Source organism: Vibrio sp. J383 (assembly GCF_023503985.1).
Classification (GTDB): Bacteria; Pseudomonadota; Gammaproteobacteria; order Enterobacterales; family Vibrionaceae; genus Vibrio; species Vibrio splendidus.
On record NZ_CP097293.1, the window covers coordinates 936,552 to 949,286 of the forward strand.

Annotated in this window: 13 protein-coding genes; all 13 read left to right on the forward strand. The window is 44.7% G+C overall.

Annotation, left to right across the window (positions count from 1 at the left end; all coding sequences use genetic code 11):
- Window positions 1–20: 20 nt before the first annotated feature.
- The 13 genes from M4S28_RS04200 to hisS all read left to right on the forward strand — a co-directional run bounded on the left by M4S28_RS04200 (window position 21) and on the right by hisS (window position 12,695).
- Complete coding sequence (locus tag M4S28_RS04200) at window positions 21–1,235, forward strand: IscS subfamily cysteine desulfurase (protein WP_076677793.1); 1,215 nt, start codon at window positions 21–23, stop codon at window positions 1,233–1,235.
- A 33-nt stretch (window positions 1,236–1,268) separates the two neighbouring features.
- Window positions 1,269–1,646: a Fe-S cluster assembly scaffold IscU gene (iscU, locus tag M4S28_RS04205; protein WP_004735094.1), complete on the forward strand. Its 378-nt coding sequence runs from the start codon at window positions 1,269–1,271 to the stop codon at window positions 1,644–1,646.
- A gap of 101 nt (window positions 1,647–1,747) precedes the next feature.
- Window positions 1,748–2,071 (forward strand): iron-sulfur cluster assembly protein IscA, encoded by a 324-nt coding sequence (gene iscA, locus M4S28_RS04210; RefSeq protein ID WP_004735095.1) that lies wholly within the window; start codon window positions 1,748–1,750, stop codon window positions 2,069–2,071.
- An 80-nt stretch (window positions 2,072–2,151) separates the two neighbouring features.
- Window positions 2,152–2,667, forward strand: coding sequence for a co-chaperone HscB (hscB, locus tag M4S28_RS04215; RefSeq protein ID WP_249632352.1), 516 nt, complete (start codon window positions 2,152–2,154; stop codon window positions 2,665–2,667).
- Between the two features lie 22 nt (window positions 2,668–2,689).
- Complete coding sequence (hscA, locus tag M4S28_RS04220) at window positions 2,690–4,540, forward strand: Fe-S protein assembly chaperone HscA (protein WP_249632353.1); 1,851 nt, start codon at window positions 2,690–2,692, stop codon at window positions 4,538–4,540.
- A 20-nt stretch (window positions 4,541–4,560) separates the two neighbouring features.
- Window positions 4,561–4,899, forward strand: coding sequence for an ISC system 2Fe-2S type ferredoxin (gene fdx / locus M4S28_RS04225; RefSeq protein ID WP_076644811.1), 339 nt, complete (start codon window positions 4,561–4,563; stop codon window positions 4,897–4,899).
- Between the two features lie 92 nt (window positions 4,900–4,991).
- Complete coding sequence (iscX, locus tag M4S28_RS04230) at window positions 4,992–5,192, forward strand: Fe-S cluster assembly protein IscX (protein ID WP_076677795.1); 201 nt, start codon at window positions 4,992–4,994, stop codon at window positions 5,190–5,192.
- Window positions 5,193–5,398: 206 nt separating this feature from the next.
- The gene (gene pepB / locus M4S28_RS04235; protein ID WP_102516904.1) at window positions 5,399–6,694 is read left to right on the forward strand and encodes an aminopeptidase PepB; all 1,296 of its coding nucleotides are present in this window, start codon (window positions 5,399–5,401) and stop codon (window positions 6,692–6,694) included.
- A 106-nt stretch (window positions 6,695–6,800) separates the two neighbouring features.
- The gene (ndk, locus tag M4S28_RS04240) at window positions 6,801–7,235 is read left to right on the forward strand and encodes a nucleoside-diphosphate kinase (RefSeq protein WP_004735101.1); all 435 of its coding nucleotides are present in this window, start codon (window positions 6,801–6,803) and stop codon (window positions 7,233–7,235) included.
- A 473-nt stretch (window positions 7,236–7,708) separates the two neighbouring features.
- The gene (gene rlmN, locus M4S28_RS04245) at window positions 7,709–8,851 is read left to right on the forward strand and encodes a dual-specificity RNA methyltransferase RlmN (RefSeq protein WP_004735102.1); all 1,143 of its coding nucleotides are present in this window, start codon (window positions 7,709–7,711) and stop codon (window positions 8,849–8,851) included.
- 440 nt (window positions 8,852–9,291) lie between these two features.
- Window positions 9,292–10,227: a cytoskeleton protein RodZ gene (gene rodZ / locus M4S28_RS04250; protein WP_249632354.1), complete on the forward strand. Its 936-nt coding sequence runs from the start codon at window positions 9,292–9,294 to the stop codon at window positions 10,225–10,227.
- A gap of 7 nt (window positions 10,228–10,234) precedes the next feature.
- Window positions 10,235–11,356, forward strand: coding sequence for a flavodoxin-dependent (E)-4-hydroxy-3-methylbut-2-enyl-diphosphate synthase (gene ispG, locus M4S28_RS04255; protein WP_004735104.1), 1,122 nt, complete (start codon window positions 10,235–10,237; stop codon window positions 11,354–11,356).
- Window positions 11,357–11,426: 70 nt separating this feature from the next.
- Entirely contained in the window at window positions 11,427–12,695 is a 1,269-nt protein-coding gene (hisS, locus tag M4S28_RS04260) for a histidine--tRNA ligase (RefSeq protein WP_004735105.1), read from the forward strand.
- The last annotated feature ends 40 nt before the right edge of the window (window positions 12,696–12,735 follow it).

Sequence of the window (12,735 nt, forward strand, 5' to 3'; positions counted from 1 at the left end):
TTTTTACATTGGAGTAGAAAATGAAACTGCCTATTTACTTTGACTATTCAGCTACATGCCCAGTCGATCCACGTGTTGCTGAAAAAATGGTTCAGTGTATGACGATGGACGGTAACTTCGGTAACCCTGCATCTCGTTCACACCGTTACGGCTGGCAGGCAGAAGAATCAGTAGATAATGCTCGTGAGCAAATTGCCGATCTACTAAATGCAGACCCACGTGAGATTGTTTTCACGTCAGGTGCTACTGAGTCAGACAACCTTGCTATCAAAGGTGCAGCGCACTTTTACGAGAAGAAAGGTAAGCACGTAATCACGTGTAAAACAGAACATAAAGCAGTTCTTGATCCATGTCGCCAATTAGAGCGTGAAGGTTTTGAGGTGACTTACCTTGAACCTGAATCTAACGGCATCATCGATCTAGACAAGCTACAGGCAGCAATGCGTGAAGATACTGTTCTTGTTTCTATTATGCACGTAAACAACGAGATTGGTGTGATCCAAGATATCTCTGCAATCGGCGAATTATGTCGTTCACGCAAGATCATCTTCCACGTTGATGCGGCTCAGTCTGCGGGCAGAATCCCACTAGATGTAAAAGAGATGAAAGTTGACCTTATCTCTCTTTCTGCGCACAAAGCATACGGCCCTAAAGGCATCGGCGCTTTGTACGTTCGTCGTAAGCCACGTATTCGCCTAGAAGCGCAAATGCATGGTGGCGGTCATGAACGTGGTTTCCGTTCTGGTACGCTTGCTACTCACCAAATCGTGGGTATGGGCGAAGCATTTGCTATCGCTAAACAAGACATGCAGAAAGATTACGATCACGCACTAGCTCTTCGTGAACGCCTACTTAAAGGTGTTCAAGATCTAGAAGCAGTAACCGTAAACGGCGACTTAGACCAACGTGTACCACACAACCTAAACGTGAGCTTTGCTTTCGTTGAAGGTGAGTCTCTGCTTATGTCTTTAAAAGACCTAGCAGTATCATCAGGTTCTGCATGTACATCAGCAAGCCTAGAGCCTTCATACGTTTTACGTGCTCTTGGTTTGAACGATGAACTGGCACACAGCTCAGTACGTTTCTCATTCGGCCGTTTTACAACGGAAGAAGAAATCGACTACGCGATTGCTCAAATCCGCGTGGCGGTAAACAAATTACGCGACATGTCTCCTCTATGGGATATGTATAAAGAAGGGATTGATTTGAACACTGTTGAGTGGGCTCATCACTAATCTCACGGAAATAGAGGATTCGAGGTAACTATCATGGCATATAGCGAAAAAGTAATTGATCACTACGAAAACCCACGTAACGTAGGTTCGTTTGATAAAGAAGACCCAAGTGTAGGTAGCGGTATGGTTGGCGCACCAGCTTGTGGTGACGTGATGAAACTGCAAATCAAAGTATCTGCAGAAGGTATTATTGAAGACGCAAAATTCAAGACTTACGGTTGCGGTAGCGCAATCGCTTCTAGCTCACTAGTAACTGAGTGGGTTAAAGGTAAAAGTATTGATGAAGCGGCTGCAATCAAAAACTCTGAAATCGCAGAAGAGCTTGAGTTGCCACCAGTGAAAGTTCACTGTTCAATTCTTGCTGAAGATGCAATCAAAGCAGCGGTTGCAGATTACAAAAAGAAGCACTAATCGCTTCAATACCGTAATCACTACGAAAGATAAGTAATATTTGGGAGCACCCTTTGTGCTCCCCCTGAGTTCTCAATTTATATAAAACACAAGGTTGTAGTATGGCCATCACCATGACAGATACGGCAGCAAGCCGAGTTCAAGCTTTCCTAGATAACCGTGGTAAAGGTCTCGGGTTACGCTTAGCAGTAAAAACTACTGGCTGTTCGGGTATGGCGTATGTACTAGAGTTCGTTGACGAGCTTAACGAAGAAGACGAAGTGTTTGAGCATTCAGGTGTTAAGGTCATCATTGATCCAAAGAGTTTAGTATACCTAGATGGTACTGAGCTCGATTATGTAAAAGAAGGCCTAAACGAAGGTTTTGAATTCAACAACCCTAACGCGAAAGGCGAATGTGGTTGTGGTGAGAGCTTCAATGTTTAAACGCTTGAATCGTTAAGCGTTGTAAGCGAAGAATAAAATTAGGCTCTGAACAAAGAGCCTAAACTTAGGACCACCTTTACATGAATCATTTCGAATTATTTGGGCTACCACTTCAGTTTCAACTGGATGGTAGCCTTCTTTCTTCTCAGTTTAGAGATCTGCAACGCCAATTCCATCCTGATAAATTTGCGATAGCTTCTGAGCGTGATCGCTTATTAGCCGTGCAAAAAGCGGCACAAATCAATGATGCGTACCAGGTATTGAAGAATCCAATCAGCCGAGCAGAATACTTGTTAGTTCAACACGGTGAAGACATTCGTGGCGAACAACAAACCATGCAAGATCCGATGTTCCTGATGGAGCAGATGGAATTGCGTGAAGAGCTGGAAGACATCGCAGACAGTTCTGACCCTGAAGGTGCGCTATTTGCATTTGAAGGCAAGGTTAGCAAAATGTATAAACAACAATTAAGCGCTATCCAACAAGAACTCGAAAGTGAAGCTTGGCTAGAAGCTGCAGACCGAGTAAGAAAGCTTAAGTTTATTGCAAAATTAAAGAATGAAATCGAATTAGTTGAAGATCGTTTGATCGGCTAGTTTGTATAACAAGGATACCTCCATGGCACTACTTCAGATTGCAGAACCAGGGCAAAGCGCCGCTCCTCACCAGCATAAGCTTGCTGTGGGTATTGATTTAGGTACAACAAACTCGTTGGTTGCTGCAGTACGCAGTGGCGAGGCGAGCACACTCGTTGATCAACAAGGTCGAAGTATTCTTCCTTCCGTTGTTCACTATACGACAGATTCGTACACTACTGGTGATGAAGCGCGTGCAAATGCACAGACTGATCCTAAAAATACCATTATCTCAGTTAAGCGATTAATCGGTCGTTCACTGTCAGATATTCAACAGCGATACCCGTCTCTGCCATATCAGTTTGAAGAAAGTGATAATGGTTTGCCTGTGATTCGCACAGAGCAAGGCAACAAGAACCCAATTCAAGTATCAGCAGATATTTTGCGAGCGCTAGGTCAACGTGCTGAAACAACACTAGGTGGCGAGCTAGCTGGTGCTGTTATTACCGTTCCTGCGTACTTTGATGATGCACAGCGTGCCGGTACGAAAGATGCGGCGCAACTTGCTGGTCTTCACGTGTTACGTCTTCTTAATGAACCCACGGCCGCTGCGATTGCTTACGGTCTGGATTCAGGTAAAGAAGGGGTAATCGCTGTTTATGACTTAGGAGGTGGTACGTTTGATATCTCTATCCTACGCCTATCTAAAGGTGTCTTTGAAGTTCTAGCAACTGGTGGTGACTCTGCATTAGGCGGCGATGACTTTGACCATTTAGTTGCGGAGCATTTCCTAGAAAAAATGGGCTTAGCAGAGCTCACAGCAGAACAGAACCGTATTCTTTTAGACGCTGCAACTGAAGCTAAAATTGGTTTGTCTGAAGCTGAAAGTGTTGATGTTGAAGTACTGGGTTGGTCTGGTTCGTTAACTCGTGAAGAGTTCGAAGATATCATCAAGCCGCTGGTTAAGAAAACGCTACTTTCATGTCGTCGTGCATTGAAAGATGCTGAAGTTGACGCAGACGAAGTTCTAGAAGTGGTTATGGTTGGCGGTTCAACTCGCACCTTGCTTGTTCGTGAAATGGTGGGTGGCTTCTTTGGTCGTACTCCATTAACTAGCATTAACCCTGATGAAGTGGTTGCGATTGGAGCGTCGATTCAAGCGGATATCTTAGTCGGCAACAAGCCTGACTCTGAGATGCTGCTATTGGATGTTATCCCTCTGTCACTTGGTATCGAAACCATGGGTGGCTTAGTAGAAAAGATCATCCCTCGTAACACCACGATCCCTGTTGCTCGCGCACAAGAATTTACCACGTTCAAAGACGGTCAAACTGCAATGACAGTACACACCGTGCAAGGCGAGCGTGAAATGGTGGACGACTGTCGTTCATTGGCTCGATTTGCTCTGAAAGGCATTCCACCAATGACAGCAGGTGCTGCGCATATTCGCGTAACTTACCAAGTGGATGCTGATGGCCTGCTATCGGTTACCGCGATGGAGAAGAGCACTGGCGTTCAAGCTGAAATCCAAGTTAAGCCTTCTTACGGTCTAAGTGACAACGAAGTGGCTAGTATGCTGAAAGATTCGATGACGTTTGCAAAAGAAGACATGCAAGCACGTGCTCTTGCTGAGCAACGCGTAGAAGCGGATCGCGTTATCGAAGGCCTTATTGCTGCAATGCAAGCCGACGGCGATGAGCTGCTAGATGAGCAAGGCAAGCAACAACTTGTTCAAGCGATTGAAGCACTGATTGAAGTGCGCAATGGTGACAATGCTGATGCCATTGAACTCGAAATTAAGAATACCGACAAAGCGAGCCAAGACTTTGCTTCTCGTCGTATGGATAAATCAATTCGTGCTGCACTGTCAGGTCAGTCAGTCGATAATATTTAATAGTTAGAGAATAGATAAACATGCCAAAGATTATTGTTTTACCTCACGAAGATCTATGTCCAGAAGGCGCTGTTTTAGAAGCAAAAGCTGGTGAGACGGTTCTTGATGTTGCACTGAAGGCCGGTATTGGTATTGAACACGCATGTGAAAAGTCGTGTGCATGTACTACATGTCACGTTGTGATTCGTGAAGGCTTTGATTCATTAGAAGAAAGTGATGACCTAGAAGACGATATGCTTGATAAAGCATGGGGTCTAGAAATGGAATCTCGTCTTGGTTGCCAAGCTAAAGTGGCTGATACTGATCTTGTTGTAGAGATTCCAAAGTACACGCTGAACCTAGCTTCTGAAGAGCACTAAGAACTCAGCTCGACTAAAACTGTTAGTAAAACTAGCATAGAATACAAATCATGAAGATGATAAATCGTCGCTGATAAATATAAGGAAGTGTTATGAGCTTGAAATGGATTGATTCGCGAGATATTGCGATTGAACTATGTGATTTATACCCAGATACCGATCCTAAAACGGTGCGTTTCACGGACTTGCATCAGTGGGTATTAGATCTTGAAGATTTTGATGATGAGCCTAATAACTCGAATGAGAAAATTCTAGAGGCCATTATTTTGTGCTGGATGGATGAGATGGACTAACCCTCTTGTTCTATAATTTGGCTGTTGGTTGGAATTTATCCAATATAAAATACAGCCAAGTTAACAATTCTTACTAAAAAAAGCGGACCTTATGGTCCGTTTTTTTATCAAAATGACATTTTACCCTTACATAATGCTAACATCAGTGCGCTAATAAAAAACAATCTGAATCACACTCTCAAAGTGGTTCATGACAAGGAGAAATCATGTCTACACAGATGTCAGTATTTTTAAGTCAAGAAGCTGCCCAGCCTCAGTGGGGAGCAAGAGCTATTTTATCGTTTTCTGAAGCGGGAGCGACAGTTCACATTGGTGAAGGCCACGATTTAGGCGCAGTTCAACGTTCTGGACGTACGCTTGACGGACAAGGTATCGCATTCGTTTCACTTCGTGGTGAAGGTTGGGATCTAGAAAGCGTTTGGGCTTTCTACCAAGGCTACCGTGGACCAAAGAAAAAGAATGCATTGGAATGGGATGCACTTTCAGAAGCCGACCAAGCAGAGCTAGAAGCGCGCATTCGCTCTACTGATTGGACTCGTGACATTATCAACAAAACCGCTGAAGAAGTGGCACCTCGCCAATTAGCGACGATGGCTGCGGAATACATCAAGTCAGTGGCTCCTGCGGGCACAGTTAAAGCGAAAATCGTTAAAGACAAAGACCTACTAACCGAAGGTTGGGAAGGCATCTACGCGGTAGGCCGCGGCTCTGAGCGTACTTCTGCAATGCTTCAACTGGACTTCAACCCTACCGGCGACGAAGACGCACCTGTATTTGCTTGTCTGGTTGGTAAAGGTATCACTTTCGACTCAGGCGGTTACAGCATCAAGCCAGGTCAATTCATGACAGCAATGAAGGCTGACATGGGCGGCGCAGCAACTATTACGGGTGGTTTAGGTCTAGCGATTGAACGCGGCCTGAACAAGCGTATTAAGCTTATTCTATGTTGTGCAGAGAACATGATCTCGGGTCGTGCATTGAAGCTTGGCGACATCATTACTTACAAAAATGGTAAGACGGTTGAGATCATGAATACTGACGCTGAAGGTCGTTTAGTTTTAGCTGATGGCCTGATGTTCGCAAGCGCACAAAACCCAGAATTGATCATCGACTGCGCAACGCTAACTGGTGCAGCGAAGAATGCACTAGGTAACGACTACCATGCACTATTAAGCTTCGACGATGAACTGTCTCACCAAGCGCTAACGGCTGCGAACCAAGAGAAAGAAGGCCTATGGCCACTGCCTCTTGCTGATTTCCACCGTGGTATGCTGCCTTCAAACTTTGCTGATCTTTCAAACATCAGCTCTGGTGATTACACGCCAGGTGCTAGTACCGCTGCTGCATTCCTTTCTTACTTTGTAGACGACTACAAAAAAGGTTGGATTCACATGGACTGCGCGGGTACTTACCGTAAGTCATCAAGTGATAAGTGGGCTGCAGGCGCGACCGGTATGGGTGTTCGTACACTGGCTCGTCTTCTTATCGACCAAGCCAAATAATAATAAGAGTGAGCGGTATTTCGATACCGCTTATTCATCAACTCAGATCGAATGATCTCAGTAATTTCAGTATTTAATAACAAAAAAATGAAGTGAAGGAATCCCTATGGCTCTAGAAAGAACGTTCTCAATTGTTAAGCCGGATGCAGTTAAGCGTAACCTTGTTGGTGAAATCTACCACCGCATTGAAAAAGCAGGCCTACAGATTATTGCCGCTAAAATGGTTTCTCTTACTGAAGCGCAAGCAAGTGGTTTCTATGCAGAACATGAAGGTAAAGAGTTCTTTGGACCACTAAAAGAGTTCATGACTTCTGGTCCTATCATGGTTCAAGTACTTGAAGGCGAAAATGCGATCGCTCGTTACCGTGAACTTATGGGTAAAACTAACCCAGAAGAAGCGGCATGCGGCACTATCCGTGCTGACTACGCAATCAGCATGCGTTACAACTCAGTACACGGCAGTGATAGCCCTGAATCTGCTGCACGCGAAATCGAATTCTTCTTCCCAGAATCTGAAATTTGCCCGCGTCCAGCTGAATAAGCAGACAGCAGCAAGTATCAATAAAGGCTTCACTTCGGTGAAGCCTTTTTCGTATGTGGACTTTGCATTCTCGATAATCTATTTAGTCGTCATTCCCGAGAGCGACGTAGGAGTGTAAGCGGAATCTCTGTTAGTTGTTGGAGATTCCAGATACCTCGTTCCTCAGTTCTGGAATGACGGGCTTTGAGGAGTTCATGACCTGATAGCGATGGATGGCGGGAGCCACAATCTTGTGGTAAGTATTGGTGAGCTTGTGGAGATTATTTACGTCATTCCCGAAAGCGACGGAGGAGCGTAATCGGGAATCTTTTCTTTAATTTAGGTATTCTCAGACCGAACAAAACAATTGTTCAAGTTTTAATCGCTTAACTTTGAATGTCTTAATAAACACAGGGTTTTACAGCGCTTGTTGAAGTTGCGTAAAGCCTGTACAATTCGCGCCCTTAATTATTGTTCCGTCATTGAGAGGCATCATGACCACAGCTAAAGTCAATCTACTCGATTTTGATCGTAAAGGTCTTCGTAAATTTTTCACAGAAGAACTGAATGAGAAAGCGTTTCGAGCAGAGCAAGTGATGAAGTGGATTTATCACTTCGGTGTCGATGACTTCGAACAAATGAACAACATCAACAAAAAATTACGTGAGAAATTGCTGCATCGCTGTGAGATTGTTGCACCTATCGTTTCTGAAGCTCAGCACTCTGCAGATGGCACCATTAAATGGGCTATGAGCGTTGGTGACCAAGACGTTGAGACGGTATACATCCCTGATGGTGACCGTGCGACGCTATGTGTATCTTCACAGGTTGGTTGTGCACTAGAATGTAAATTCTGCTCTACGGCTCAACAAGGCTTCAACCGTAACCTGAAAGTTTCAGAGATCGTTGGTCAAATCTGGCGCGCTGCACGTGAAATCGGTTTAGAGAAAGATACGGGTCGTCGTCCAATTACTAACGTCGTAATGATGGGTATGGGTGAGCCTCTGCTTAACATGAAGAACCTAATTCCATCATTAGAGCTGATGCTTGATGATCTAGGATTCTCACTGTCTAAGCGTCGTGTGACAGTATCAACATCTGGTGTTGTTTCTGGTCTTGATCAGATGACAGACAACATCGATGTAGCTCTGGCGATTTCTCTACACGCACCAAACGATGCACTACGTAGCCAAATCATGCCAATCAACGACCGTTGGGATATCCAAGATTTCCTAGCATCGGTTCGTCGTTACATTGCTTCTTCAAATGCTAACCGCGGTAAAGTAACGGTTGAGTACGTTCTATTGGATCATGTGAATGATGATATGGACCATGCTCGTGAACTTGCTGAGCTAATGAAAGAGACGCCTTGTAAGATCAACTTGATTCCATTCAACCCTTATCCGGGTTCGCCTTACAAGAAGCCAAGCAACTCTCGAATTGATCGCTTCCAAAAAACGCTGATGGAATACAACTACACAGTAACGGTTCGTAAAACACGTGGTGATGATATTGATGCCGCATGTGGCCAGCTGGTTGGTGATGTCATTGATAGAACCAAGCGTACTAAAATGCTGAAAGCCGCCTCTGAAGCTAACTTAATCGCAGGTGATGTGATTCAAGTAAAAGCGGTTTAAATACCATTTAGAACTAAACAAGCCAGAAGGAATCCTTCTGGCTTGTTGCTTTTCTGGAAGGTGAATTTCCAATAATTGGATTTTTTCCCCACGCTTTCTTACATTTTTCGTTAAATTTTGGACAAAACCATGAGCTGACGGTAAATTTTGTCGAAAGTGTTTTTGCCTTGTAATGGCATTAGCTTATGATTAAATAATCTTAAATTAATTTAAGTGCTCGCTTGTTACCCGATAATCGTCAATGTGTCTATTTAGGTTGGCTACTTGATAAACTAGCTTCCTGAGAAAGTCGCTCACCAACAGTGTGTGGTTTTCTACTTTAAGGGTTGATGAACCGGGTGACAGGAAAAATTCCACATAGTAGGTTGTAAGATTGAGCTTAAACGAAAATAAAAAATGCTCTCATCAACCTGCAATAATACTTTAGAAGTTCACTCTCTATGAACACAGAACAAGAAACACAAACGCAAGAAACTGTCGCTCCAGCAATTGAAGCGGGAACGCTGCTCAAAAATAAACGAGAATCTCTTGGTTTAACACAAAAGCAGATCTCTGATCGCTTGAAGTTACGCGTTACGCTTATCCAGCAAATTGAAGAAAACCAATTCGAGTCAGATCAGGTTGCCACCTTTATGCGTGGTTACATTCGTTCATACGCGAAATACGTCAATCTTGATGAAAAAGTCGTGTTGAACGCGCTTCATCATTCTGGTGATGCCCAACATCAAGAACAAGAAATGTTGAGCTTCTCTCGTAAGACTAAAACCGAGAAGCACAACAGCCGTATTATGCTCCTTACTTGGAGTATCTTTGCTGTGATTGTGGGTATCTCCTCACTTTGGTGGTGGCAGAATCAACAGCAAGACACCTTATCTCAATCTTTAGCCAATACTGAAAGCTCGGAAGAGCTAGTGGTAGAAGAGTCGCTTGATCCTGAACTGACTTCACTCGAAGTGATTGAAGCAGAACAAAACACAGAGACATCTCCTGTTACTGAAAACTCTGATGAGCTTACTGAAATGAGTTCAGCTGAAGGTTCAGTAACTCTTGACCCTGTTGAAGTCCTTGAAGAAGCACCAGAAGCAGCAGACGTTGCTTCGGTTACTGCGGAACCTGAGACTGTAGCGCCTGAAGCTGTGGTTAACGAGCTAGTGATGCAGTTCTCTGCTGATTGCTGGATCCAAGTGAAAGATGCTTCGGGCAAAACGTTATCTACCGGCATTAAAAAAGCAGGCCAGACATTAAATCTTTCTGGAACTGCACCATATAAAGTGATTCTGGGTGCGCCTGAAGGCGTATCGATGACATTTGCAAGTGAACCTGTCGACCTTTCTGGGTATACTTCAGGCAAAGTAGCTAGAATAACCTTACCTTAGAGTTAATATGCAACACGAATCTCCTATTATTCGTCGCAAATCAACCCGTATTTATGTGGGTGATGTGCCGATCGGTGATGGTGCACCAATTGCAGTGCAATCCATGACCAACACAAGAACAACAGATGTCGCCGCGACCGTCGCTCAAATTAGAGCTTTGGAAAAAGTGGGGGCAGATATCGTTCGCGTATCTGTACCGACTATGGAGGCCGCTGAAGCTTTTAAGCTAATCAAGCAGCAGGTCTCTGTTCCTTTGGTTGCTGACATTCACTTCGACTACCGTATCGCTCTTAAAGTGGCAGAGTATGGGGTTGACTGTCTGCGTATCAACCCAGGTAACATCGGTAACGAAAGCCGCATTCGCTCTGTTGTGGATTGTGCTCGTGATATGAATATCCCGATTCGTATTGGTGTTAACGGTGGTTCTCTTGAAAAAGAGATCCAAGAGAAATACACAGAGCCTACAGCAGAAGCGCTGGTTGAATCTGCAATGCGTCACGTCGATATCCTAGACCGTCTGAACTTTGATCAATTCAAAGTCAGCGTGAAGGCTTCTGATGTATTCCTAGCCGTCGGTTCTTACCGTTTGCTTGCTAAGCAGATTGACCAACCACTTCACCTAGGTATTACTGAAGCGGGTGGAGCACGTGCGGGTTCTGTGAAATCGGCTGTAGGTTTAGGCATGTTATTGTCTGAAGGTATCGGCGATACGCTGCGTATCTCGCTAGCAGCAGATCCAATCGAAGAGATCAAAGTTGGCTTTGATATTCTCAAATCTTTGCGCATTCGCTCGCGTGGTATCAACTTCATTGCGTGCCCAAGCTGTTCTCGTCAAGAATTCGATGTTATCAACACCGTTAACGCCCTTGAAGAACGCTTAGAAGACATAGTGACTCCAATGGATGTCTCTATCATCGGTTGTGTCGTTAACGGCCCTGGTGAAGCTGAAGTGTCTCACTTAGGCCTTGCGGGTAGTGCTCGTAAGAGTGCCTTCTACGAAGACGGTAAGCGTCAGAAAGAGCGTTTTGACAACGATGACCTTGTCGACAAGCTTGAAGCGAAGATCCGAGCAAAAGCATCGGTGCTTGATAAAGCAAATCGCATTGATGTAGAAAACTTAGAAGATTAATACAACGCGATGGGGTGTGATTGTCTATTCGCACTAACACCTGGTCGTGAGAAATTACGGAATAAATACTGTGGCTAAAAATATCCAAGCAATTCGAGGCATGAACGACTGCCTACCAACTCAATCACCACTGTGGCAGAAAGTAGAAAGCGCAGTTAAAAGTGTGGTGAGTGCATACGGTTACAACGAAGTACGTATGCCTATCGTTGAAGAAACGAACCTATTTAGCCGTGCGGTTGGTGAAGAGACAGACGTTGTTTCTAAAGAGATGTACACCTTTGATGACCGTAATGGCGACAGCCTAACGCTGCGTCCAGAAGGCACAGCAGGTTGTGTACGTTCATGTATTCAAAACAGCCTTATCAACCGTGATGAGCAGCGCCTATGGTACATGGGTCCAATGTTCCGTCACGAGCGTCCTCAAAAAGGTCGTTACCGTCAATTCCACCAATGTGGTGTGGAAGTGTTTGGCCTAGACGGTCCAGACGTTGACGCAGAACTTATCATGATGACAGCACGTCTATGGCGTGAACTCGGCATCGATAAGCACGTTCGCCTCGAGCTGAACTCAATCGGTTCTCAAGAAGATCGCGTAAGCTATCGTACAGCGTTAGTGGCTTTCCTTGAGCAACACATTGATGTGTTAGATGAAGACTGCAAACGTCGCATGCACACTAACCCTTTACGTGTACTTGATACTAAGAACCCAGATGTTCAAGCGATCTTAGGTGACGCACCTCGACTATCTGAATATTTAGGTGAAGAATCGAAGCAACATTTTGCTGGTTTGTGTGAACTTCTTGACGCTGTTGGTATCGAATACCAAGTTAATGAGCGTCTAGTGCGTGGCCTAGATTACTACAACCGCACAGTATTTGAGTGGATCACTGATAGTCTTGGTGCTCAAGGTACAGTTTGTGGCGGCGGTCGTTACGATGGTCTTGTTGAGCAACTAGGCGGCAAAGCAACCAATGCTGTTGGCTTCGCAATGGGCCTAGAGCGTCTGGTTCTTATGATGGAAACGCTAGAACTAACAGAAGTTCGCCGTAGCGTTGACGTATACGTGGTTGCTGCTGGCGAAGGTACTATGATCGCAGGCATGCAGTTAGCGAATCAATTACGCGACACCGTTGAAGGCGTACGCGTAATGAACCACTTCGGTGGTGGTAACTTCAAGAAGCAATTCAAGCGTGCTGACAAAGTAGGTGCTGTTGTAGCACTGGTACTTGGTGAGAACGAAGTTGCTGACAATACAGTTGTGCTAAAAGATCTGGTTGGCGGCGAGCAAGAAACCGTGTCTCAAACGGAAGTTGCAGAGAAAGTTGCTGCGTTAATCTAATTAGCCATTGAGCAAACGCTCATCATGAATATCAACGTCA

Bases quoted from the DNA above. Each gene is read 5' to 3' on its own strand.
- M4S28_RS04200 (WP_076677793.1), top strand. From the start codon at position 21: ATGAAACTGCCTATTTACTTTGACTATTCAGCTACATGCCCAGTCGAT.
- iscU (WP_004735094.1), top strand. From the start codon at position 1,269: ATGGCATATAGCGAAAAAGTAATTGATCACTACGAAAACCCACGTAAC.
- iscA (WP_004735095.1), top strand. From the start codon at position 1,748: ATGGCCATCACCATGACAGATACGGCAGCAAGCCGAGTTCAAGCTTTC.
- hscB (WP_249632352.1), top strand. From the start codon at position 2,152: ATGAATCATTTCGAATTATTTGGGCTACCACTTCAGTTTCAACTGGAT.
- hscA (WP_249632353.1), top strand. From the start codon at position 2,690: ATGGCACTACTTCAGATTGCAGAACCAGGGCAAAGCGCCGCTCCTCAC.
- fdx (WP_076644811.1), top strand. From the start codon at position 4,561: ATGCCAAAGATTATTGTTTTACCTCACGAAGATCTATGTCCAGAAGGC.
- iscX (WP_076677795.1), top strand. From the start codon at position 4,992: ATGAGCTTGAAATGGATTGATTCGCGAGATATTGCGATTGAACTATGT.
- pepB (WP_102516904.1), top strand. From the start codon at position 5,399: ATGTCTACACAGATGTCAGTATTTTTAAGTCAAGAAGCTGCCCAGCCT.
- ndk (WP_004735101.1), top strand. From the start codon at position 6,801: ATGGCTCTAGAAAGAACGTTCTCAATTGTTAAGCCGGATGCAGTTAAG.
- rlmN (WP_004735102.1), top strand. From the start codon at position 7,709: ATGACCACAGCTAAAGTCAATCTACTCGATTTTGATCGTAAAGGTCTT.
- rodZ (WP_249632354.1), top strand. From the start codon at position 9,292: ATGAACACAGAACAAGAAACACAAACGCAAGAAACTGTCGCTCCAGCA.
- ispG (WP_004735104.1), top strand. From the start codon at position 10,235: ATGCAACACGAATCTCCTATTATTCGTCGCAAATCAACCCGTATTTAT.